This is a genomic window from Roseivirga sp. UBA1976 (assembly GCF_002336325.1).
GTDB classification, from domain to species: Bacteria; Bacteroidota; Bacteroidia; order Cytophagales; family Cyclobacteriaceae; genus Roseivirga; species Roseivirga thermotolerans.
This window is the reverse complement of sequence record NZ_DDDQ01000054.1, coordinates 10,086-33,202: the sequence shown is the minus strand read 5'-3', so window position 1 is coordinate 33,202 and position 23,117 is coordinate 10,086. Positions and strand designations below refer to the sequence as shown.

The window sequence follows — 23,117 nt, the reverse complement described above, 5'->3', positions numbered from 1 at the left end:
AGTGGGACAGGTTGACTCAGCCTTTAGAGTACGAACAATCCAAGAAAAGCTATGTGCAGGACATGGAAGAGACTTCGAGAATTGCTGCACAATTCTTTTTTAGATTGTTGGTTGAGCAGAAAAACCTGGAAATTGCCATTCAGAATGAGCAATCGAACGACACAATTTATAGAATTGAACAAGGAAGATATAACATTGGTACATCTACGGAAGACCAACTGCTTCAAACAGAATTGAACCTGTTGACTGCTCAGGCTGAAGCTCAGCAGGCAAGGCTGGATGTTCAATCTTTTTCCTTGGAGTTAAGAAACTTTATAGGATTAAGAGATGATGTAAGACTAGAGCTGGTTCCTCCCTCAGATGTTCCGGAGTTTAGTATCGATTATGAAGAAGCACTGCAATATGCCAAAGACAATAGGGCTGAATGGATTGAGTTTCAATTGCAAAGACTGGAGGCCGAGCGGCAGGTGGCCGATGCCAGAGCCAGACGCTTTTCAGCCGATTTAATAGCGCAGTTTGGTTATAACAGTGCCCAGGTAAATTCATTGAGTGGTGTTTATGATGGTGCCAATGTGGCTACCGGTTCAAGGGTTTCTTTAACGTTCTCGCTGCCTATTTTAGATGGAGGTAGAAATAAGGCTAGAATGAATCAGGCTCGAGCCAGACAGGCAAATACTGAGTTTACCGTAGAGCAAAATGAGATTAACTTTGAGCAGGAGATTGCCAACGCGGTAAGAAACTTTGACCAAATTAGAAGTCAAATCGATATTGCAGAAAAAAGGCAAGAAATAGCTCTTAAAGGATTTGAAATTACCAATGGTCGTTACTTGGCCGGTAAAGTAGGCATTCTGGAACTCAACAATGCTCGTGAAACTAAAGACGCTGCCGTAAGAAATTACATTAGTGCCCTTCAGCAATATTGGGTAGCCTATTATGAATTGAGATCACTTACCCTATATGATTTCAGAAACAGGGAGATACTCTATAACCCACTTTTGGAATATGATCCTAAAACGGATTCTGTGATTGAAATATCAAGAGACTAAAAAAATCGTGTACTAGGTTTTTGAACCCCGGAGCAATTGCTCCGGGGTTTCTTATTTTAAAGGCCCGTGTAGTTAAATGGGCTTATAGACAGGAGCTCTTGCTTAACTGCCTCATTAACCTCCAGCGTTCCTATAAACTCTTTGATTGTTACTTCAGTAATCTTAGAGTTAGTTCGTGTAAGGCCTTTCAGTGCCTCGTAAGGTTTGGGGTAGCCCTCTCTTCTAAGAATGGTCTGAATGGCCTCAGCTACAACGGCCCAATTTTCTTCCAAATCGGCATCAATAGCAGCCTGATTCAGTTCTAGTTTATTAATTCCTTTTACCAGCGATTTAAGCCCTATGAGCATATGTCCTAAAGGCACACCAATATTCCTTAATACCGTTGAGTCCGTCAGGTCTCTTTGCAGTCTTGATATAGGTAGCTTGGCCGAAAGATGCTCGAACAAGGCATTGGCAATACCAAAATTACCTTCCGCATTCTCAAAGTCAATCGGGTTTACCTTATGAGGCATGGCCGAAGACCCCACCTCCCCTGCTTTTATTTTCTGCTTAAAGTAGTTCATTGAAACGTATTGCCACACATCCCTCGAAAAGTCTATCAGGATTGTGTTGATTCGCTTCAGGGCATCAAAGAGTGCAGCCAGGTGGTCGTAATGTTCAATTTGAGTGGTGGGATGGCTTCTTTGCAACCCCAGGTATTCCTTCACAAAATGGTCGCCAAATGCAATCCAGTCAGTTTGCGGATAAGCCACATGGTGTGCATTGAAGTTGCCTGTAGCCCCGCCAAACTTAGCTGCAAAAGGAATATCTCCCAAATACACCAGCTGCTCATCTACTCGAGTGGAGAATACCGCCATTTCTTTGCCCAAGCGTGTGGGTGATGCCGGCTGCCCATGAGTTTTGGCCAACATGGATACATGCTTCCATTGGTCGGCCATTTGTTTAATAAGCTCGTTTACCTCCACAATGGCTGGTTCAAGTACTTCATGTAGCCCTCTTTTCAAAGAAAGTGGAATGGAGGTGTTGTTAATGTCTTGAGAGGTAAGTCCAAAGTGAATGAACTCTTTCACATCGTTCAGCCCTAATTTGTCGAACTCTTCTTTCAGAAAGTACTCAACCGCTTTTACGTCATGGTTGGTCGTTTTCTCAATTTCTTTTATTCTACCCGCATCCTCCAAACTAAACGATCGGTAAATATCTCTGAGGTTTTCAAAAACAGACTCATCTACTGAACTTAGCTGAGGAAGAGGTATTTCGCAGAGCGCAATAAAGTACTCAACTTCAACCTCCACTCTGTATTTAATGAGCGCATACTCCGAATAATAGTTGGCAAACTCGCTGGTCACTCTTCGGTATCTACCGTCAACTGGTGCTATGGCCGTTAGGCTACTTAATTCCATGAAAGACTATGGTTTTTTTGGGAAAGCGCAAAGATACGAAATCCCATCACTGAGGCCTCAAAATTGAAGGGCAATGTCATCGATTTGCTTCATTTCTAGTTTATTAGTCAGTACTTTTGCCCAGAAAATTAAACCCTTACGCTTACTTTGGGTTTTTTAGTAAACTAAGCATCCTATAAGCGGAAATAAATTAACGATATGGCATTTGGCTTATTTAAGAAGACAAAAGAGAAAGTAGAAAAGCAAGACACCGGTATCATACAGTTAACGGTAAAAGAAGTGGTTAGAGAAACCAAAGAGGCTGTCTCTATTCACTTTGAGCATCCGGCTGGCGGACCTATTGAATATAAAGCAGGACAGTTCTTTACCATTATTGTAGAGGTAGATGGTAAGGAAGAGCGAAGGGCATATTCGGTTTGTTCGTCTCCATTTGTAGATGAATATCCCGCAGTTGCGGTAAAAAGGGTAGAAGGGGGTAAGGTATCGAATTATCTCAATGAGAAAGTCAAAGCGGGAGATACCCTTAAAGTGATGAAGCCACTAGGTAATTTCACCACAGATTTTTCTTCCACCAACCAGCGTAATATCGTACTCATAGGCGGTGGTAGTGGAATTACTCCGCTCATGTCTTTGGCTAAGTCTACTCTCAGCCAGGAGCCAGCTTCAAGGGTTACACTACTTTATGCCAATAGGGACGAAGAGAACATAATCTTTAAGAAAGAAATTGAAGAGCTGGCCAAAGAAGATCAGTTTGAGGTTGTACATGTACTTGAAAATAATGGTTCAGGTTATGGACAACATGAAGGTTACCTGAGTGAGTCTATCATAGAGCAGGTAAAAAATGAACTCAACGTTGAGAGTGCAGAGTACTTTATTTGCGGGCCAACACCCATGATGGATATAGCCGTATCGGCACTGAGCAACCTTGGGGTTCCGCAAGATTTGATAAGGAAAGAAAGTTTTACATCCGATAGTAAAAGTGAAGCCACAGAAAGCTCTTCCGATGAAGTAATAGCCAGAGAGGTAACCATTATTTACGATGGAGAGGAGTATAAGTACACTGTTCAGCCCAACGAAACAATTCTGGAAAAAGGGCTAGATGAAGATATAGACCTGCCATTTTCTTGTCAAAGTGGACTTTGTACTGCCTGTAGAGGAAAGTGTCTGTCTGGTAAAGTGAAGATGGATGAGGACGAAGGGCTTTCTCAGGCCGAGTTGGACGAAGGCTACGTGCTGCCATGTGTGAGTCATCCGCTTACAGACGGTGTAGTCATTGAAATTGGGTAGAAGTATGCTATAACTTGCCCATGAGCTTCTGTTAGAAAAAACCGATTGGAGTAGTACATTTCTTTGCTTCAATCGGTTTTTTTTGTCCTCCGGCCGGCCAAGTGGAAAACCTTAGTCGTTGCCTTTCTGTTCAATATTCAGTAACTCTGAATATGGATACGGTATTAACTCCTCCTACGCCTCAAACTCTGGCGAAACAATTTAAGGAGGTTCGCGACTTAAGCTTAGAAATTTGCGAACCATTGCAGCCGGAAGATTTTGTGGTTCAGCCTGTAGTCGATGTAAGTCCGCCTAAGTGGCATCTGGCCCATACTACCTGGTTTTTCGAGGTGTTTCTACTCAATAAGTTCCTGCCTGGCTATAAACTATTCAATAAAGACTACCCATTCCTTTTCAATAGCTATTATGAAAACGAGGGAGAGCGTTGGATTAGGTCTGAGCGAGGAGCACTATCGAGACCTGCTGTCAACGAAATTAAAGCCTACAGAGCCTATGTGGACGAGCACATGGAAAAGCTTCTTCAGGAACCACTTACGCCAGAACAAACACATATTTTTGAAATAGGGCTTAACCACGAACAACAGCATCAGGAACTTCTGGTGTATGACATTAAGCACATATTGGGCATAAATCCGCTATTTCCTGTATACAAGGAAAAAGTAAAGCCCCGCTATCAGCCTAATTTGAGTAGCAAATGGCTCACCGTAGAGGAAGGGATCTATAAAATGGGTTACGCAGGCCAGCAGTTCCATTTCGACAACGAAGAGGGCGAGCACCAGGTCTTTCTTCATGCCTATAAAATACAAGACAGGCTCATAACCAACGGAGAGTTTATGGAATTCATAAATGCGGGGGCTTATCAGGACTTCAATCTTTGGCTCATGGAGGGGCACGAATGGGTGAAAAAGGAAAATATACGTGCGCCCTTTTACTGGATGAAGGAAGGCAAGGAGTGGTATCACTTTACTCTTTCTGGCAAAGAGCGGGTAAACCCTGAAGAACCCGTTACTCACATAAGTTTCTATGAAGCTGATGCATTTGCCAAGTGGAAAGGCATGCGATTGCCAACTGAGCAGGAGTGGGAAGTGGCTTGCAGAATGTATTCCCCCCAAATTCCGGAAGAGGCCAACCTTATGGATTGCCGCAACTTTAGAACTATGCCTCGAAAAGGGAATAATCCTCAATTTTATGGAGATGTCTGGGAATGGACCAATTCGTCATATTTGCCTTATCCATACTACAAAAAGGTAGAAGGAGCCCTGGGAGAGTATAATGGCAAGTTTATGGTCAATCAAATGGTGTTGAGAGGAGGTTCTTTTGCCACTATGAAGAACCACATTAGGCCATCATACCGAAACTTCTTTCACCCCAATTTACGTTGGCACTTCACAGGCTTTAGACTAGCACAACACATATAAAATGACACAAACCACCGAAGCACTACAAGGCTTTGCCAAAGATATTGTAACAGGCCTCCGACAGACACCCAAAAGGTTGCCCTCCAAGTATTTTTACAATGCGGAGGGAGATAGGCTTTTTCAGGAAATAATGAAACTGGATGAGTACTACTTAACTCGGTCGGAAGAGCAGATCATCGATACATTCAAAGACGAAATTCTAAAAGAATTTTTGGGTGAAGATGAGAGCTTTAGATTGGTTGAATTAGGGGCAGGCGATGGTTCTAAAACTAAAATACTGCTCGAGTACTTTTCTAAGCAACAAGTAAGTTTTATTTATAGCCCCATCGACATCTCAGCCAATGTGCTGGTGCAATTGAAGGAATCCGTCAACCGCGAACTGCCCAAAGTGAATGTACAGCCTATAGAGGGCGATTATTTCGAAGCTCTGGCTGCGCTCAAGGAGAATCATCTGCAAAAAGAGGTGGTTATGTTTTTAGGGTCCACCATAGGCAATTTCAGTCGGTCGGCCGGAGAAGTATTTCTTAGCAAGTTGTCAGAGAACATGTCTTCCGGTGATTTACTCTTTATAGGGTTTGACCTCATGAAGGACCCCAGAAAAATACTCTCTGCCTATGACGACAGCCAGGGAGTAACCCGAGACTTTAACCTTAATCTGTTGCAGCGCATTAATGATGAGCTTGGAGCCGACTTCGACCTCTCTAAATTTGTGCATTACCCAACGTACGATCCTATAACAGGAGAGACCAAAAGCTTTTTGGTGAGTACAGAGGAGCAGGAAGTAAGGCTAGCCGATGTAGATATGGTTTTCCGCTTTAAGGCCTGGGAGCCAATTCACACCGAAATTTCTCAGAAATATTCGTGCGAAATGATTAGTGCTACGGCCAAAGCCACGGGCTTCAAGGTGGTGAGGCACTTCAATCATGCTGAAGGCCTTTTTGTAGATAGTTTATGGGAAAAAGTATAGCCTTACAACGGCTTAAACTGTTCAAAGGCATTGAGGCAATTGTGGCAGTAGTGTATAGAGCGGCAAAGCGTTGGGCCAAAAGGTGTTTTCATTTCGGTATTATCACTTCCACAGTTCGGACACTTAGCGTGTTCAATAATATCTATATCTACAATCAGGTTGTGCTTAGGGGGAGGAGCTAAACCAAACTCGGCCAGTGCTTTTCTGCCCTTTTCACTGATCATATTGGAGTTCCATTGTGTGTCGAAAGAAACACGAACCTCATAGTTGGCAATGCCATTTTCTTGCAGTACCTGTTCAACATCTTGTTGCATAACATCCATGGCAGGGCAGCCGGCAAAAGTTGGGGTCATGTTCACCGTTACTTTGCCATCATTGCCTATGTCAATGCCCGTAATTACTCCAAGGTCATTCAGCGAAAGCACCGGGATTTCCGGATCTTTCACTGAATCGAGCCATTGTTTTATTTGTTCTGCTGAAATTTCTTTCTCCATGCCCATGCGTTTCATTCGTTCCTCTACACTTTCCCGCTCCAATCAATGGTCGGTTTTACCAGTCGGCTGTCGGATCAACTTTAAATACTTCCGACATTTCATCGAGCAGCGGCTGCAGGTGTTTTGTGTGCACCCCTTTTCGTCCACCATAAACAGGCGTTATAGTAGACCAGTCAGGTAGTATCAGTTTGGTATCAGAAATGATTTTTTCTACCTCCGCTTTCCAGGCTTCCATCAATACCTCTTCTCCCCCAAACAATCCCTCATCGATGATCTCGTTTTCATATGGCGATTTTTCAAACATTCCCAGTGCATAGGGTAGGGCTACATCCAACGACTGCTGCAGACGCTCAATACTTTCTGGTGTGGCCGAACCCAATTGCTTAATCCATATTTTGGCATGCATAGAATGATACTTTGCCTCACCTTTTACCTTTTTAGCCAGGTTGGCCAGATCAGTATAAGATGAATTGGCCAGCATCTGATATTTGAGCAGCTCGGCAGTATCGAAAAGAAAATGCCTGATGAGGCTGAAGTCGTACTCTCCGTTTGGTAGTTCGCAGAGCTGCGCATTATGAAACTGATCGGCATTGCGCATAAAAGCAACCGTATCCGGATCGTTTTCTCCCAGCGTATGCAGTATTTTATAGAGTTGCCAGCTCTGGCCAACCTTGTCTTGGGCCATAGAAGAAAAAGCAATGTCTTCTTCCAAAAGAGGTCCCATGCCTGTCCATTCCGAGTTTCGGTGCCCTAGAATTAACAGGTCATCGGCCATTTTATAGATCAACTCTTTAAGTGCTTCCGTATTCATTAGGCTTGTTCTTCTTTAAATGCTTTAATTTTATCCGATGCTTTGTAGTCAATGGCGTCCCTGTATTTTTTCTCCTTCAGGGTGTCCCATATATCCCTGTCTTCCTCGTCAGAAACATAGATGTCTTCCGATTTTACTATCCACACATTCATAATGGCCTTGTCTCGCGGAAAACTCTCTTTGGCAGCCAGTATAGCATCGTCATAATCTTTGGCAAGCACATTTCCTTCATATTTGTGTTGCTTACCTCGCTTTGTGAGGTGAAACACCTCGAAAGATTCGCTGGTGCTACCCGAATATTTTCCTGAAAATGAATCGTAGATATCGATATCGTTTTCTGAATAGGGGCTCACTTTTATGTTTTCCGTTTTTACAACACACAACGAGTTGCAGAACATGCCTCTACGACTATACTGCTCTTTGGCAAAGAGAAAAGCCATTTCTTCATTGGGGGCATGTACAATACCCACATGTTCGAAAGGTTTGCCTTCTTTTACCTGCACAAAGGCCTCATAAGTTTCAAACTGGTCCAATGCCTCTTTACTGGGCATTGGTGTGTCGAATTCATTGGGTAAGCCTAAACGGTTTACTCTGGGGTCTAATGATTGAAGCATGGTTTAAGCTAGTGGTGTTACATATTTTGCCTTGGGGGCCAGCAAAGCTTCTCGCACCCATTTACCGCGCTCTTCCGCTATTCTTCTTACCGCCAGCCGCTCTTTGTTGCAAGGGCCATCGCCATTGATCACACGTTTAAACTCGTCCCAATCAGGTTCGGTGTATTCCCATAGGCCGGTTTCGGTATTTTTACGCAGTTTATCATCCGGAATAGTTAATCCCAGTTCCCAAATTTTGGGCACATACATGTCTAAAAACTGCTGTCGGCATTCATCGTTCGAGGCCATTTTCACTTTCCACTTCATTAAGATTTCGGAGTGAACGGAAATCTTATCGGAAGGGCCAAAGAAGTGCATCATGGGAGCCCACCATCTGTTTACCGCGGCTTGCATCATTTCTCGCTGCTTTTTGGTGCCGGTAGCCAAGTGTATCACACAGTGGTGACCGTATTTTAGGTGGAATGATTCTTCTGCGCAGATACGCTCCAATGCGCGGCAGTAAGGACCATAACTTCCTTTGGAGTTTGCCAGTTGGTTCACAATAGCTCCTGCATCAACCAGCCAGCTGATGAAGCAAGAGTCGGCCCATGTAAAAGCCGGGTAATTGAATATGTTAGAGTATTTAGACTTACCTGAAATAAGGTCGTCTATCATTTGCTCTCTAGGCTTGCCAAGGGTTTCTGCCGCGGCATAAAGCAATTGGGCATGGCCCACCTCGTCCTGAACCTTGGCCATAAGGGCCAGCTTCCTTTTAAAGCCGGGAGCTCTGGTTATCCAGGTGCCTTCCGGCAAAGCACCAATAATTTCCGAATGAGCGTGTTGTTCAATCATTCGAATAAGCTGTTTTCTGTAGAGCTGAGGCATCCAGTCAGTCGGTTCAATTTTCTCACCTCTGTCTATTCGTGCTTCAAACTCTGCCAATTCTTTTGGATCTTCATCAGCCAGGGCAGTAGCCTTCATGGCCTCAAAAACGTTTCCACCTCCGTACATAGTTTTATTTCTTTAATCCGTTCAATATCAGGTTTGCGAGTTGTTTGCCAATTTCTTCCGGGCGCAAACTACCGGTAGGTTTGTACCAGTTGTACGTCCAGTTGAGCGATGAAAGTATGGTAAGCATCATAAACTTTTCATCTACCTTCTCAAACTCCCCATTTTCTATACCATTTCTTATAATGGTTTTAAAGCGGCCCTCGTAGTCTTCTCTCATCATCAGAAACTCAGAGAGGTGCGGCTCGCTCAAATGCCTCCATTCATGGAAGAATACAGCCGAGGCATCGGTGTCTTTCGTAATTACTTTTACATGGGCAATGGCCGCTTTTTCCATTTTTGCCGAAAAGCTGCCTTGCTCTTTTTCCACTTCCTTCCAGGCCGCAAAAAACTGGTCGGCCATGCGAAAACATATCTTTTGAAGAATTTCTTCCTTAGATTTGATGTGTGAATAAAGGCTGGCGGCCTCAATGCCCAGCACTTGAGCCAGGTCGCGCATAGAAGTGGCAGCATAACCTTTCTCCCTAAAAAGCTTGGTTGCTTTCTCTTCTATTTGTTGCTTGCGTGATTTCTTAACCAGTATTTCCATTCACTCAAAGATATACATACTAACGTTCGTTAGCAAATAATTGTTGAGAGCTAATTTCTTGATTTTATGAATTTAAGCGACCCTGAATTTGATAAGCAAGCCTACTTTAAACGGCTGGAATCACTGATTTACCTGCTTTTGATGTTGCCCTTGCTGGCCTTTGGGTGGGTTTTTCTCGAAAAGAACAAGGCAGGGGATTTGCGTTCGGTGTTTTTCGATAACCCCGATCTCATGTTTCATGGGGTAATGGGGATTGGTGTAGGGTACATTGTTATGCGTACAACAGCTACATGGAACAGAGATATGCGCAAGGCTACGGAGCCGTTTAAGGAGTTGGATGTAAAACTGAAGATGTTGCGTAAGCCGATATTATATCGGAATGTGCTATGGGCTTTTGGTGCAGCCATAGGTGCTTATGGTCTTTATGAAAAAGGAGATATGGTTTACGCAATGGTATTTACCGTGTTTCTTGTTCTTATGACTGCCAACCGCCCAACAGGACGTTATTTTGCTAAGTTACTTAAGCTAAAGGGCGAAGAACGCCAGTGGATGGAGAGGTAGGAGCTGAATAAAAAACGGTCTCAAAAGTAGCTCAGTGGCCTAAAAGCCCGGCTCTCTTAAGACCGTTTTGTGCAGTGTCAGCCAAAGTTTTGGTTTGGCTGTCTGATTTTAGAAGGTAATGCCTATAGTGACGGGGTTTAATTGTGGCCCTTTGCCTTCTTCAAAAAGCTCGTTGAAGTCGTAGGTCATAAACATATCGAAGCCGTTAATTCCGATTTGCGCTCTTAGACCATAGCGGAAGTCGTTCACAAAGAACCCGCCTTTCTCTTTGTCTTTCTGACGTCCGTCATCGTTGCGGTAAATGTATTTGGCTTTGTTATTTAGTCGCAAGCCCACGTAGGGGCCAACTCCAAAACGGAAGCCTCTGCGTTCGCTAAACGCTACTCGTACGTCATCTTCCATAAACCTTCTAACTATTCTTTTGCCATGGCCAAGATCTATCATGGGAATGGCCTGAAAAGTGAGGTAGGTTACCTTGAGTTTGCTTTTAAGTGCACTGTTAATATTGTTGGCCTCGGTGAAATTGAGCTGCCCACCGTTAGGGTCGAGTCGCGTAGAAGCGTTCTCAAATTTGAAGTTGTACCAGCCAAATCCACCACCCCATTCAATAAAGAGGGGGCTGGAAATGTAGGAGGTGTGATTCCAGGTGAGCCCAGTATATATGGAGCTGATGGGTTTGAGTTGATAAAGATCTGAAGAAGAGGGGAAATCTCCGTCAGAAAGATAATTGTTCAAACCAATGTCAAAATTCAGTCCGCGCAGTGTGCCATGATCATGCTGTTCGAAATACTCTATGGTAGAGGCATTGCTTCCTCTCCAGTCTCTGTAGTCCCACTCCCAGCGATCTTCCACTTCCAGTTCAAGCCCAAGAAAGCCAATGCGGAGGTAGAAATCATCGTCAGATATGTAGAGCTTGTTCTTTTCTGCCCGAGGAATACTTACTACTGTGTCGAGTCGTTCAAAGTCGCCATATTTTGCCCATCGTACCTGGGCATGTGCCTGAGAAGCTGACATGACCAGTGCCAGTCCAAGCAGTATGGGTAGTATTACTTTTTTCATGTTGTTTAACTTTTGAGTTGTTTAGAAGATTATACCAAAGGTTACCGGAGTTAAGCGCGGGGCGGTTTTGTCTTCATCGAAGAACTCCGTGAGATCGTAGTTGAAGAACAAGTCCATAAAGTCCCACCCTATCTGGCCTCTGAATCCATACTTGAATGGATTGATATGGAAGCTGTCAGACATTTTGTCTTTCTGCTTGTCGCCAGAGGCGTCATCGTACTTCATTTTTGTGTTGCTGCTAATGCGGTAGCCTCCATAAACCCCAAAGCCTACTCTGAAATCTCGGTATCGGCCAAAGGAAATGGTTGGTACAAAGTGCACATTCAGGTAGCCTACATTGATTTTACTTTTGCGGCCGGTGATGTCATTTCTTTCTGAAAACACTACGGCATCATCTACCTTGTCTACACTCACACGGGTGTTCTCGAAGGCGTAGTCGAGAAAACTGGCTCCAATTCCCCAGTCGAGATAGAGCGGACCGAGTAGGTGCGAAATGTTGTCGAAGTTGAGTCCTACATACCATGAGTTAATGGGTAGAAGGCTGTAGAGCTTATCGCTGTTGGGTAGGTCGCCATCTTCTAACCAGTTGTTGAGTCCCAGGTACACATTAAAGAAGTTTTCCGTGCCCCTGCGTGGATAATACTTGTCTACATCGAAGGGGCTTCTTCTCGGGCTGTTTGCTATGGAATGCGTGTTCACCTGACCCGGACTCTCTACTTTCAGGGTGTTTGTTGGTTCAAAATCGGTAAGGTTAGTGGAGGGAGAAAGTCCCTTTTTCCATACATTGGAGGTAACTGTCAGTCGATCGGAAAGATCGGTTTGTGCCTGGAGTGCCGGGCTCACCAAGGCCGTGATCAGCACAACTAGTGCTGCCATTCGTAAGGTAGTTTTCATCTGATACTTATTTTGAGTTGTTGACTATTGTTTCAATGGAGGGTGTTCGTCAATGTCTTCGTCTTCGCCTTCTGTTTTGAGGCCGTACTTGAGTTCATTGGAAACAAACTCGTTTTTGGATTTTCTTATTTCCGAAATGGCCTTCTTGCCATTGTTTACGCTGCGGGCTACGCTAACAATACTGTTTAAAAACCCGGGCTTTTTCTTGCTTTCGTTTTCAATAGCTTCCATTTCGGCAGGGCTAATGATTAGTTGCTCTAATAGAGCGTCTTCGTTTATGCTTAGGCTTCTTGCCCTACGGTTGCTAACAAAAAGCACCGGAGTTTGTAGTGTGGTAGGGCTTATGGGTTCTATAGAGAGTTCTGCCAGGTTTACATCGGCAAGGTTTACAGGCAGGGTTGCCTGAGTCTCGGCCAGGGCTGTTTGGTCGAGTTGTTTAGCATTTACCAATGTGGGTATTTTAACCGGAGGATTCGTTGCATCTGGCAGCTTATCTCTCTTGGCCAGGGTTTGTGGCTGTGTAGCCTGAGTTTTTGGTGGCATGTTATTGGCCGGGCCCGTTTGTTCTGTAGCTTGTTGAGCTAGCTCCTGGCCGGAAGGTTCTTTGCCGGTGTTGGTTAGGGCCAGCCAACCCATTGCGGCCAAAAGCATGGTGGAGGCTGCAATGCTCATCCAAAAGTATACTCCTCTCTTCTTTTTTTGAGGAAGCTGGTTTTCTAGTTTGGCCCAGGTGTCTGCCGGAGGTGGCATTTTGTGCGATGCCAGTCCTTTAAGGAATAGTTCATCAATTGGGTTACCCTTCATGGCTCAATAATTTATCATTCAAATAATGCTCTGCTTCGACCAAAAGCTTTTGTAAATGGGCTCTTGCTCTACTCAACTGCGACTTTGAAGTGTTTTCACTTATGCCCAGTTGTTCGGCAATTTCCTTGTGCGAAAAGCCTTCGATGGCGTAGAGGTTGAAAACCGTTTTGTAGCCGGTAGGCAATCGGTCGATCATTTTCATTAGATCTTCCACTTCCAGGTGATCCTGGAGTTGATTGTAGTCTGGCTCGCGTTCGGCATTTTCAATCTCTACCTGCATGTACAGGCTCTTGTTTTTTCGGATATATGTTAGTGATTCGTTGACCATTATTCTTCGAATCCAGCCTTCAAAGCTTCCTTCACTCTTGAACTGGTCGATTTTACTGAACACTTTCATAAATCCGCATACCAAAACATCTTCAGCAGCTTCTTCTTCGCTGATGTACCGTCTGCACACAGAGAACATCAGGCCAGCGTACTTTTCGTACAACTCGCGCTGAGCTTTTCTGTCGCCTTTACGGCAAGCTTCTAAAAGCCTCTCTTCAGTTTTTGACCTTTTGATTTGAAGCATGTTTTGGTTGACTACACAAGGTAGATGTATGAATGATAAATTACGTTGCATCTCGTTTGCGAAAAAAAAATCGTTCGTTTAACGTGATGCTCTGTAAAGGTAATAAAGGTTCTCTTTATCAGTGAGTTATGTTCTGTTGTTTCTTTTGTTGTTTCTGTTCTTTTGAGAAATTGATTGGTTAGTATTGACTTACGATAGCCGAGTTGGCTTTGTCTTGAATGTCTAGTCGGGGGGAGCCCTTGTAGCGAATAGAAGAAAAACCTCCTGCTTCAACGGTAAGGTATTCTGTAACGGTTAGTCTGGCTCGTGCTTCACCATTGGTGCTTATGTCGCACTCTTCTATACGGCCGTCATAGGCATATAAGCGTGCGTTGTCCGACACCGCAATATTAGCTCGCTGAATTTTTGCCTGTGAGTCTACTCGTGCCTCGTCTTTAAGAATTAAGGAGAGGGTATTTAGCTCACCGGAAAGATTGAGTCGTGCTTGTTGGCTGAGCACAATGGCTAAATCTTCAAAATTTTGAAGTCCCAGATTCACATTAGCTTCTCCTGACAATGTGAGGTTGTTTATTTCCGGAGTCTGAATGATGAGTCGGGTAGTGCCCCAGTTTGAGGTGGAGCGGACTTCGCTCACCTCCAGACGGCTGCCATTGACACGAAGGGCTAACTGGTCGAAGTGCGCTTCGTTGCCTTCTATCCTTACCCCGTGTGTATTGCTATACTCCAGTGAAAGGGCAATGCTGCTGGAAATGCTAATGTCTGAAAAAGAGCTTAGGTCGAAGTTTTTGGTGTCGTTGAAGCCTGCTCTTGAATTGACCTCTGTGTTGTCTTCATTGCAGGTAACACACTGCAATGTGCCGTCTTCATCGAATATCCAGGTATTGCGGTATATCTCCCACCAGTTATAACGGAAGCTGAAATAGTGTAGGAGTTTGCTCATGCCCTGGTCTACTTTGAACGGCTGATTGGTTGGTATGTAGAGGGTAAGGTCAATGTCTTGAAACCTGAACTGGGCATTTTCGGGCAGACTCAGTTGGCCATCGAAAACTATGCGACCGTCTGTCAGTGAGTAATTGTAATTGATCTGTTCCGCATTTCTGTCGGCCTCTTCAGTATTTCTTCCGCGAGCGGTTGCTCTTTTTTCCAAACGCCAGGTATTGTCTCTGCTGGCGCGCAGGTCTAAATCGGTAAATTTTCCCTCCCAGGAATTATTTCGGTATTCTCGGTTACGCCTTCTTTCCATTCGTTCTACGGTTTTCAGGCTAAGGGTTATGGTGTCGCCTTTGACTTCCAGCACTTCGGTACTGTCGGCATAGCCTTCTTCTCTGAAGTCTTTTACAATGGTAGATACGGTAGCAAAAGCGGCTATTACGGAGATCATCCAGATACCTAATATGCTCCAGCCTACCGAGCTGCTCATTACTTTGCGTTTGGCAATAATGGTAATGCCGGCAATGAATACATAGAGGAATGGGATGAACACTGCTGCAAAAGTGAAGAGTATTCCGGCTTCTGAAACAGTATTGTTGAACAGATAAAAAGGAATGTCTGAGTCGGGCCAAAGGAACCAGTCGCCCTCGTGCAGGCCTAGTAATACTCCTGTTACCACGAGTATGGAAAACATTATGGCCAAACCGGTAAAAGAAATTATAGCACCTATGAAGATGCGGAAGGCTGCGGCAATAAAGAGCAGAAGTGGGGCCAATGCACTTCCTAATGCGCGAAATATTCGGCCGATGAGTCGGAAAGGGAAAAGGATTACCTTGGTGAACAGGCCCTCTCCTTTCGGGTTTAGATCTTCTTCCTTGTTTTTCTTTATGTTGTTATCAATGTTGGAGAGAGTTACTTTTTCTCCCTTCATTTGCATTTTGTCTGTAAGCGATTTAGCCTGTGGAGCAATGATCCACAGGACTATGTAAGCTAGCAGGCCGGTGCCGAAACCAAAGAACAGGACTATAAATATGATCCGGAATATGATGGTGTCGGTTTTGAAATAGTTGGCCAAACCGGCTGCCACACCTCCTAACACCCGATCGTCAGGGTCTCGATAAAACTTTTTGATGGAGTCATCATCTTTAAGTTCTGTACTGCCGGGAATCACTATCCACATAATGATGTAAACTATGAGGCCAAAGCCTGCAAAGAAACTCAGCACAAAGGCGATGCGAATCCACAGGGGATCTATGTTAAAGTATTTGGCTACTCCGGATGATACTCCACCTACAATCTGATCGTTTAAGTCGCGATATAGCTTGCGGGCTTTATAGGTGTTTTCGTAAGTATAGCCGGTGGTTTTCTTTGGGTCTTCCGAGTTGTTGTCAGAGCTTCCGGCAGAAAAATCTGCTTCTTCTTCCATGGCCTCAAAATCAGAGACTTTTCCCATGGTGCTAATGAGTTGGTCAATGTCATCATTAGAGATAACCTGTTTGCCTTCTTCATCGAGTTTTTCCAGAAAGATTTCTGCAATCCGACTCTCTATGTCGGCAATAATCTCTTCGCTACCATCGTAGCTGCTAAAGTACTTGTTGATAGAATCGAGATAGTCTTTGAGTTTTTTATAGCCATCTTCTTCTATGTGGAATATGATACCACTAATATTTATACTGATATTCTTCTTCATGACCATTACTTAGATGTTTTTGTGATGATTTGTGTGGTTGAACCGACCAGTTCTTGCCAGGTATTGACAAGTTGATTCAAGAAATCCTGGCCTTTTGGAGTGATGGTGTAGTACTTTCGGGGTGGCCCCGAGTTAGATTCAACCCACTTGTACTCTACCAAACCTGCTTTGCGCAGGCGAGTGAGCAAGGGGTAGAGGGTGCCTTCAACTACCATTATTTTTGCTGAGGTAAGTTCCTCTAGCATGTCAGAGGCGTAGACTTCTCCCCTCGAGATTATGTGCAGAATACAGAATTCGAGAATTCCCTTCCGCATTTGCACTTGTGTATTTTCCAAATTCATCTATTCAAGTTTTAGACCTCATGCAAATATACGAAAGAAGGTACTATGTGTTGCATAGTACTATATAAAAAATATTACCTTGTGGTGAAGGGGTAGCTAAAAATGGCTTTTTTAGCCGGTGTCGGTGGTTTTTGGGTAATAAAAAATCTTTATTGCAGTTGAATGTTAAAAATGCCGCAAATCCAGTAGGTATATTTAATTTTGGATTGTAGTAGTTACAAATGCGCGTGAAACAGTTAGCTGTTTTCTTACTGAAAGGGGTGCTTCTCATCCCTATATTTTTGTCCTCTCCTAAGGTCCTTGCTCAGAGTTCTCCAAAGTACAGCAATGAGTTTTTGTCTATTGGGGTAGGGGCCAGGGCTTTGGCCATGTCTAATGCCATGACTTCTGTTTCGGACGATGTAACCGCGGTGTACTGGAACCCTGCTGCTCTAACAGATATTGAATATCGCTATCAGTTTTCTTTTCAGCATGCAGCCTATTTTGCAGGAGTAGCCAACTACGACTACCTGGGTGCAGCTATGGCCATTGATACCGACAGCCATATGGGTATGGCTATAATACGCCTTGGGATTGATGATATTCCTGATACTCGCTTGTTATTTGATGATCAGGGAAGAATTGATTACAGTCGAATTAATTTCTTTTCTGCAGCCGACCTGGCTTTTGTTTTTTCTTATGCCAGAGGGGTAAGCTTTATTTCCGGAGAAAACTTTGTGGAAGGCGGAGGACTCACGTTTGGTATTAATGCCAAGATTGTTCGAAGGAGAATCGGAGATTTTGCCACAGCCTGGGGCTTTGGTCTTGATGCATCGGCTAAATACAGGGTAGACGACTGGAACTTTGGTTTAATGCTGCGCGATATTTCTACCACATTCAATACCTGGACTATCAATAAAGAGGCCTTACGGCCGGTGTTCAACCAAACCAATAATGATATCCCGGGTAATTCAACCGAAATTACACTCCCTAAGGCGATTGTTGGTGCATCCCGCTCGTTTAGAATCAACGACAAGATAGATGTGTTAACCTCTGCCGATATGGTTTTTACTTTTGATGGCCGCAGAAACGTGTTGGTCAAGTCTAGGTTGGCCTCTATTGACCCGCAGGTAGGGGCAGAGTTCGACTATGAGAACAAGTTCTTTTTGCGCATGGGTATTGGCAATTTTCAGCGTGTCAAAGATTTTAGCAGGGGAGGCCAGCCCAGCGAGTCTACCTTTTGGTCTTTTCAGCCCAATATGGGTATAGGAGTGGTGTTGGAGGAATTTACCATAGATTACGCGTTAACAGATATTGGTAATGTAGCAGAGTCTCCATATTCTCATGTGTTTTCCATATTGTATTCGTTAGAAAAGCTGCCGGGGAGCTACTCAAGAAATAAGCGAAGAATAAGAAAGAAGGAGGGTAAGAGTGAAAAATAGTTGTTTGCTTCTTTTAATTCTGTTCTATGGCCCTTTGGCTTTTGGTCAGCAATTGGGCAATGAGTGGATTAATTATAACCAGGAGTATTACAAAATAAAGACGGGTAAAGACGATGTTCACCACATTACCTATGAGAAACTTGTGACTGCCGGGTTTGATCCTGCCGGTATAAGTCCAGACAATATTCAGTTGTATCATAGAGGGCAGGAGGTGGCCATACGTACCGTGGGAATGGAGGATGCTTCTTTTGACCCCGGAGATTATGTAGAGTTTTGGGGAAGAAGAAATGATGGTACTCAGGATACCGAGTTGTACTATAGGGCGCAAGATCAAATTCATACATTTTATAATCTTTTCTCTGATACCACGGCTTTCTTTTTAACCGTTGGAGAAAACGCAGGTAAGCGCATGACTGTACGGAATGTTTCGCCCACCGGATTGCCAGCCGTAACTTATCACAGAGAAGATGACTTGCAGGTTAGAACTGATGTTTTTGGCTTTGGTCAATACTACCCCATTGGCAACCCGGCCGGAGAAGTAAAACGTTCGCTCTACGATCGTGGCCAAATGTTTATGAGTAACGTAATCACTAAATCGAGTGCTACGGTAAGCAAGGGAACCAACTTCAGAGACTTTATATTTCAGGGTATTTCTGGTCAAATTCCAAGTATTTCAAAACTTGAGCTCACCTTTCAGCTCATAGGGTTCAATAACATTGCTTTGCACCGAGCCAATGTTTATGTGGGGCCTGACAGAGACAATCTGCGCCCATTGGTACAAGACATCACACTCTCATTTAACAATTTTGGCACACGAACACTTCAAATCAACTGGGATGATATTAGTGCAGAGGGGCAACTTGTTTTCAGAGTTGAAGTAGTGGGGTATGATGAATACCCGGTAGATCAAATGTCGGTTGGTTATCTTAGAATCCGATATCCCAGAGAGCTTAATGCCTTTGGTTCTGATAAGTACTTGTTCATACCACCAGCTAATCAGGAGCGAGTGCTTACTGTAGCCAATCCTCCTGCCAATGCGGTCCTTTTCGATGTGACAGACTACCGAAATCCTGTGGTAATACAAGGTCAGGCAAGTGGTAGTTTTACGGCCGGGTTGCCCGCCACAACAGCCGAGCAAAAGCTGTACTTAAAAAATATGCAGCAGAGCATAGAACCCAGGGTAGAGAAAGTGAATTTCCACTACAACGACCTTTCGGCTTACAATTACCTGATGATTTCGCACCCCTACCTAAGTCAGCCGGTGGAAGGGGCTTATGATGATCCTGTACAGGCCTATGTAGACTACAGAAGTTCTGTGGAGGGAGGCAGTTGGCAGGTGCTGAATGCCAACGTGACGGAATTGTATGATGAGTTTGGCTATGGAGAATATACCCCATTAGCCATTAGGCGATTTGTGCGAAGTGCCTACCTGCAAGGTAATCCTCAATACCTCTTTCTAATTGGTAAATCAAGAAGGGTAGATATTCGAACCCAACGCTTGCCCGACCCTCTGATTATTTCTTCCCGGGAACTTGTGCCTACCATGGGCGCGCCCGGTTCGGACATCATGTATGTAGAGGCTTTGGATGGAAGAGCGCACTATCCAGCTTTTCCTGTGGGTAGGCTCTCTGTAACTACACCACAAGGGGTGGCCAATTACCTGGACAAGGTAAAAGAAAAAGAGGCTGCTTTGAAAGATTCTCCTTGGACCAAGAATTTTCTTCAGTTGAGTGGTGGGCTTACTACAGATGAGCTTTTTCGGTTCCGTGAGTTCATTGACGGTTTTAAGAATATTGTTTCACAAGATTACCTGGGTGCAGCGGTAACCAACATTTCTAAAACCAATAACAATGCGGTTCAGAACATCAACATTTCAGAAGAGATTAATAAGGGCACCGGCTTTGTGACTTTCTTTGGGCACTCCTCTACAACTTATACCGATATTGATGTGGGGTATGTAACTGACCCGGCCTACGGTTATAACAATCAGGGGCGCTATCCGGTCATGTTTGTCAATGGCTGCAGGGCTGGTGAAATATTTTACTATAACTCTTTTGGCGAAAACTGGATGGCCGCAAAAGACAAGGGGGCAATCAACTTTTTGGCTCATAGCGATGTGGGTATTCCCAATGTACTTAGAGAATATACAGAGCAGTACTACAGAATTATGTCTGATACTCTCTGGATGACCCGTTCCATTGGGCACATTCAACAAGAAGCCATCATTCGGCAATTGAATACATTTTCGCCCGATGAGATAGACTTTGCTGTAGTAGAGCAAACGGTATTGCAGGGAGACCCGGCCATTCCGGTGTTTGGTCACGATAAGGTAGATTACATTGTTCGTTCTGAAGATATTTTCCGGGAGTCGATCAATGGCTTACCAGTTACGGCTTCCACTCCATTTTTTAACCTTGGCGTGGTGGTGAACAACGCGGGGCGAACCACCGATAAGCCGGTAAAAGTTTTTGTAAGGAGAACATTGCCCGATGGTACAGTAATAGAACTTCCAGAAATAGAAGTGCCCCCTGTGAGAAACAGAGATACCATATATTATGAGATTAGTAACCAGGGACTCGATGCTTTTGGAGAAAACAAATTTGAAGTACACCTCGACAGGAATAATGAAGTAGACGAAGGAAGCGAATTCAACAATATAGCCGAGACCTCTATTTTTTTAGGTGCTTCAGGCACGTTTAATACAGCACCCACCCACTTTGCAACTCTTTCGCAGTCTACCGTTAACCTGGTGGCTCAGTCGGCCAACCTGAAAGCCAACGATGAGAGTTTTGTAATTCAGATTGACACCACCATTAATTTTAATAGCTCGTGGAGAAAAACCAATACGCTCAGCGGAAAAGGATTGGTTAATTGGGAGGTAGAACTTCTGCCCTTTACCGTAAACGATACCATTCAGTATTATTGGAGGTCTATCTTTGAAGACGAACTTCTGGATAACCCTCAGCCCTGGGCCATCTCTTCCTTTACCAATATTGAAAATGGGGTAGAAGGTTGGGCTCAGACAGAATTCGATCAGTTTAGAGACCTTGGTCTAAGTTCTATTGCCAAAGAACCTAACACCAAAACCTGGATTTTTGAAGGCAACGAAACCACCATCAACGTGGTTACCTATGGCGAAAACCACCCTTTAGGGGGGCAGCCGCTTAAGATGACCATAGAGGTAGACGGGCGCTCCCTGTTCGGAGAAGGAGCCAATAGAAGCTGCCTGCCCGAATCGCTCAATGCCATAGCCTTCGACAAAGACAGTGGGCGGCCCTATGTGATTCTAAAAACTCCCGGGGCAGAATTTGAAGATCAGGATCCACTCAACTGTGGTACTACACCGCAAGTAATTAACCGCTTTGCGGATGAAGACCTCAGAAACCAGATTGATAATAGTGCCTTAATTAGTCAGTATATGGACGGAGTGGGCAATGGAGATTTTGTGCTGATGTTTTCTATAGGCGAATTGCTTTATGAAAACTGGGCCGATATTACCCGCAGTTCGCTCGGCCGAATTGGAGTAGCTCCAACACAGCTTTCTAATTATACGAATGGGGAGCCCATTATAATCTATGGTAGAAAAGGGGCGCAGCAAGGTACGGCTACTTTAATTGAGGGAGTATCGTCCGGAGCTCAGCCAGACGATACCCGCACCGAGATTTCTTTTCAGACCTCCATTTTTGCCAGCACAGACTCAGGGAGTGTGTTTTCTCCTCTCATAGGTCCTGTGAGCTCCTGGGGCAGGCTCACCAAGCGAATAGATGAAGAGCCTTCTGAAGACGATGTGATTTTTGAAGTGAGGGGGCGCCAGAGTAACGGCACAGAAGTAGTCTTGGCTACCCTCAACGATATTGATGAGTTAGATATGAGCGCCATTGATGCAGAGCAATACCCCTTTGTTCGGTTGTTTGTGAGTGCCAGAGACCGCGTGTCGGCAACTCCCCCTCAATTTAAAAATTGGTTTGTTTCCTATCAGGGAGTTCCTGAAGGGGTACTTACCCTCCAAAACGATAAAAACGAGCGAATAGAGCTACAAGATGGTGAGCCCTTTGAGGCAGCTTTTCGTTTTAGCAATATTTCGTCTTACGACTTTAAAGGAGCACTGAATGTACGGTATAAGCTCACCAATCAAACCACAGGAGAAGAGTCTTTCGCCACCTCTCAAATTGCTGCAGTAGCAGCCGGTCAGTCGGTAGACTTTACGGTGCCTATAGAAACACAGGGTAAATTGGGGTTGAATGATTTTGAAATATTCGTGAACCCGGGCGATGAAATTGAGCAGTATTACAGCAATAACGTCATTCGTTTAGAGGACTTTATCAATGTGAAGCGCGATGAGGTAAACCCGGCTATGGATGTGACCTTCGATGGTATCTACATCGTAGATGGCGACATAGTGTCTCCTAAGCCTATGGTCGAAATAGAGTTACGCGATAACAATCCGTACCTTTTTAAGACCGATACAACAGGAGTTGAGATTTTTCTTGGTCAGATTTGCGAAGGTTGCGCGTTGAGACGGATTAACTTTTCCGATCCCGAAGTTACCTATGTGCCCGCAGCCGAAGGTCAGAATTTTAAAGTACAGTTTCAGCCAGAGACCCTGCCCGATGGTGAATACATGTTGCAGGTCAACGCCTCCGATGCTTCTGGTAATTATGCCGGAGTAGGCCCCTACGAAATTACTTTCGAAGTGGTGAGCGAGTCTACTATCACTCATTTTTATCCATACCCCAATCCTTTCTCCACCAGCACACGTTTTGTGTTTACACTCACGGGAAGTGAGATACCCGATCAGATTAAAATTCAGATTTTTACTGTATCGGGCAAACTGGTGCGTGAGATTACGCAAGATGAAATTGGGCCAATCCGTATTGGAAACAACATTACTGAGTATGCCTGGGATGGGCGCGATGAATTTGGCGATATTCTGGCCAATGGCACCTACATTTATCGGGTGCAGGTAAAGGCCAACGGGCAGGATCTTGGCCACCGGGGTACAGGTAAAGACAAGGCCTTCAACAAAGACTTCGGTAAAATTGTGATTATTAGGTAACAATTAACTTGTGGTATTCCTTATCTACAGCCATCTCCGAGGAGGAAGCATTCAAATGAAATAATGCCAGTGTGCAAATAGGGTAGGGCAGATCCTTCGGCAAGCTCAGGATGTAAAAGAAAAAGCCCCGACAGAGTCGAGGCTTTTGTACCTAGGGCCGGAGTCGAACCGGCACGC

General features: G+C 44.4%; 19 protein-coding genes. 7 read left to right on the top strand and 12 right to left on the bottom strand.

Translation table 11 applies throughout. The features are described 5' to 3' along the window. On the top strand, positions 1 to 1,046 hold a 1,046-nt coding region (locus tag B3763_RS06225; protein ID WP_286744846.1), incomplete at its 5' end, for a TolC family protein. A gap of 56 nt (positions 1,047 to 1,102) precedes the next feature. On the opposite strand, the gene purB is transcribed toward B3763_RS06225, so the two are convergent. Continuing rightward, complete coding sequence (gene purB, locus B3763_RS06220) at positions 1,103 to 2,446, bottom strand: adenylosuccinate lyase (protein ID WP_189630083.1); 1,344 nt, start codon at positions 2,444 to 2,446, stop codon at positions 1,103 to 1,105. A gap of 198 nt (positions 2,447 to 2,644) precedes the next feature. Here purB and B3763_RS06215 point away from each other — a divergent pair, with 198 nt between their 5' ends. The 3 genes from B3763_RS06215 to egtD all read left to right on the top strand — a co-directional run bounded on the left by B3763_RS06215 (position 2,645) and on the right by egtD (position 6,118). Then, entirely contained in the window at positions 2,645 to 3,733 is a 1,089-nt protein-coding gene (locus tag B3763_RS06215) for a ferredoxin--NADP reductase (protein WP_286744843.1), read from the top strand. 152 nt (positions 3,734 to 3,885) lie between these two features. After that, positions 3,886 to 5,151 (top strand): ergothioneine biosynthesis protein EgtB, encoded by a 1,266-nt coding sequence (egtB, locus tag B3763_RS06210; RefSeq protein WP_286744841.1) that lies wholly within the window; start codon positions 3,886 to 3,888, stop codon positions 5,149 to 5,151. Between the two features lies 1 nt (position 5,152). Then, positions 5,153 to 6,118 (top strand): L-histidine N(alpha)-methyltransferase, encoded by a 966-nt coding sequence (gene egtD / locus B3763_RS06205; RefSeq protein ID WP_286744838.1) that lies wholly within the window; start codon positions 5,153 to 5,155, stop codon positions 6,116 to 6,118. 2 nt (positions 6,119 to 6,120) lie between these two features. Here egtD and paaD read toward each other — a convergent pair whose 3' ends face one another. The 5 genes from paaD to B3763_RS06180 are packed head-to-tail and all read right to left on the bottom strand — an operon-like array spanning position 6,121 to position 9,613. Continuing rightward, on the bottom strand, positions 6,121 to 6,654 hold the full coding sequence (gene paaD / locus B3763_RS06200; RefSeq protein WP_348655161.1) for a 1,2-phenylacetyl-CoA epoxidase subunit PaaD: 534 nt from the start codon (positions 6,652 to 6,654) through the stop codon (positions 6,121 to 6,123). A 13-nt stretch (positions 6,655 to 6,667) separates the two neighbouring features. Next, on the bottom strand, positions 6,668 to 7,423 hold the full coding sequence (paaC, locus tag B3763_RS06195; RefSeq protein ID WP_286744835.1) for a 1,2-phenylacetyl-CoA epoxidase subunit PaaC: 756 nt from the start codon (positions 7,421 to 7,423) through the stop codon (positions 6,668 to 6,670). Further along, positions 7,423 to 8,037, bottom strand: a complete 615-nt coding sequence (locus B3763_RS06190) for a phenylacetic acid degradation b (protein WP_189630088.1) — start codon at positions 8,035 to 8,037, stop codon at positions 7,423 to 7,425. The genes paaC and B3763_RS06190 overlap by 1 nt, the downstream gene beginning before the upstream one ends. Before the next feature lie 3 nt (positions 8,038 to 8,040). Then, complete coding sequence (gene paaA, locus B3763_RS06185) at positions 8,041 to 9,027, bottom strand: 1,2-phenylacetyl-CoA epoxidase subunit PaaA (protein ID WP_286744831.1); 987 nt, start codon at positions 9,025 to 9,027, stop codon at positions 8,041 to 8,043. Between the two features lie 4 nt (positions 9,028 to 9,031). After that, entirely contained in the window at positions 9,032 to 9,613 is a 582-nt protein-coding gene (locus tag B3763_RS06180; protein ID WP_189630090.1) for a TetR/AcrR family transcriptional regulator, read from the bottom strand. 66 nt (positions 9,614 to 9,679) lie between these two features. Between B3763_RS06180 and B3763_RS06175 the strand changes: the two genes are divergently transcribed. Beyond that, positions 9,680 to 10,174 (top strand): hypothetical protein, encoded by a 495-nt coding sequence (locus B3763_RS06175; protein ID WP_286744828.1) that lies wholly within the window; start codon positions 9,680 to 9,682, stop codon positions 10,172 to 10,174. A gap of 108 nt (positions 10,175 to 10,282) precedes the next feature. Here the strand turns inward: B3763_RS06175 and B3763_RS06170 are convergent, their stop codons facing one another. From B3763_RS06170 to B3763_RS06145, 6 genes are all read right to left on the bottom strand, one after another. After that, positions 10,283 to 11,233: a hypothetical protein gene (locus tag B3763_RS06170; protein WP_286744825.1), complete on the bottom strand. Its 951-nt coding sequence runs from the start codon at positions 11,231 to 11,233 to the stop codon at positions 10,283 to 10,285. A gap of 21 nt (positions 11,234 to 11,254) precedes the next feature. Further along, complete coding sequence (locus B3763_RS06165) at positions 11,255 to 12,127, bottom strand: outer membrane beta-barrel protein (RefSeq protein ID WP_286744823.1); 873 nt, start codon at positions 12,125 to 12,127, stop codon at positions 11,255 to 11,257. A 24-nt stretch (positions 12,128 to 12,151) separates the two neighbouring features. Further along, entirely contained in the window at positions 12,152 to 12,931 is a 780-nt protein-coding gene (locus B3763_RS06160; protein WP_286744821.1) for a hypothetical protein, read from the bottom strand. Further along, the gene (locus B3763_RS06155) at positions 12,921 to 13,502 is read right to left on the bottom strand and encodes an RNA polymerase sigma factor (RefSeq protein ID WP_286744818.1); all 582 of its coding nucleotides are present in this window, start codon (positions 13,500 to 13,502) and stop codon (positions 12,921 to 12,923) included. Before B3763_RS06155 ends, B3763_RS06160 begins: the two co-directional genes overlap by 11 nt. Before the next feature lie 178 nt (positions 13,503 to 13,680). Then, a complete protein-coding gene (locus B3763_RS06150) occupies positions 13,681 to 16,122 on the bottom strand; it encodes a PspC domain-containing protein (protein WP_286744815.1) in 2,442 nt (813 codons plus the stop codon). Positions 16,123 to 16,127: 5 nt separating this feature from the next. Then, positions 16,128 to 16,463: a PadR family transcriptional regulator gene (locus B3763_RS06145; RefSeq protein ID WP_189630097.1), complete on the bottom strand. Its 336-nt coding sequence runs from the start codon at positions 16,461 to 16,463 to the stop codon at positions 16,128 to 16,130. A gap of 221 nt (positions 16,464 to 16,684) precedes the next feature. Here B3763_RS06145 and B3763_RS06140 point away from each other — a divergent pair, with 221 nt between their 5' ends. Then, positions 16,685 to 17,884, top strand: a complete 1,200-nt coding sequence (locus tag B3763_RS06140) for a hypothetical protein (RefSeq protein WP_286744813.1) — start codon at positions 16,685 to 16,687, stop codon at positions 17,882 to 17,884. A 4-nt stretch (positions 17,885 to 17,888) separates the two neighbouring features. After that, positions 17,889 to 22,940, top strand: a complete 5,052-nt coding sequence (locus B3763_RS06135; protein WP_286744810.1) for a C25 family cysteine peptidase — start codon at positions 17,889 to 17,891, stop codon at positions 22,938 to 22,940. Positions 22,941 to 23,117 lie beyond the last annotated feature (177 nt).

Coding starts and splice junctions, on each gene's coding strand:
- purB (WP_189630083.1), bottom strand. CDS start 2,446: ATGGAATTAAGTAGCCTAACGGCCATAGCACCAGTTGACGGTAGATAC.
- B3763_RS06215 (WP_286744843.1), top strand. CDS start 2,645: ATGGCATTTGGCTTATTTAAGAAGACAAAAGAGAAAGTAGAAAAGCAA.
- egtB (WP_286744841.1), top strand. CDS start 3,886: ATGGATACGGTATTAACTCCTCCTACGCCTCAAACTCTGGCGAAACAA.
- egtD (WP_286744838.1), top strand. CDS start 5,153: ATGACACAAACCACCGAAGCACTACAAGGCTTTGCCAAAGATATTGTA.
- paaC (WP_286744835.1), bottom strand. CDS start 7,423: ATGAATACGGAAGCACTTAAAGAGTTGATCTATAAAATGGCCGATGAC.
- B3763_RS06190 (WP_189630088.1), bottom strand. CDS start 8,037: ATGCTTCAATCATTAGACCCCAGAGTAAACCGTTTAGGCTTACCCAAT.
- paaA (WP_286744831.1), bottom strand. CDS start 9,027: ATGTACGGAGGTGGAAACGTTTTTGAGGCCATGAAGGCTACTGCCCTG.
- B3763_RS06180 (WP_189630090.1), bottom strand. CDS start 9,613: ATGGAAATACTGGTTAAGAAATCACGCAAGCAACAAATAGAAGAGAAA.
- B3763_RS06175 (WP_286744828.1), top strand. CDS start 9,680: ATGAATTTAAGCGACCCTGAATTTGATAAGCAAGCCTACTTTAAACGG.
- B3763_RS06170 (WP_286744825.1), bottom strand. CDS start 11,233: ATGAAAAAAGTAATACTACCCATACTGCTTGGACTGGCACTGGTCATG.
- B3763_RS06165 (WP_286744823.1), bottom strand. CDS start 12,127: ATGAAAACTACCTTACGAATGGCAGCACTAGTTGTGCTGATCACGGCC.
- B3763_RS06160 (WP_286744821.1), bottom strand. CDS start 12,931: ATGAAGGGTAACCCAATTGATGAACTATTCCTTAAAGGACTGGCATCG.
- B3763_RS06155 (WP_286744818.1), bottom strand. CDS start 13,502: ATGCTTCAAATCAAAAGGTCAAAAACTGAAGAGAGGCTTTTAGAAGCT.
- B3763_RS06150 (WP_286744815.1), bottom strand. CDS start 16,122: ATGAAGAAGAATATCAGTATAAATATTAGTGGTATCATATTCCACATA.
- B3763_RS06145 (WP_189630097.1), bottom strand. CDS start 16,463: ATGAATTTGGAAAATACACAAGTGCAAATGCGGAAGGGAATTCTCGAA.
- B3763_RS06140 (WP_286744813.1), top strand. CDS start 16,685: ATGCGCGTGAAACAGTTAGCTGTTTTCTTACTGAAAGGGGTGCTTCTC.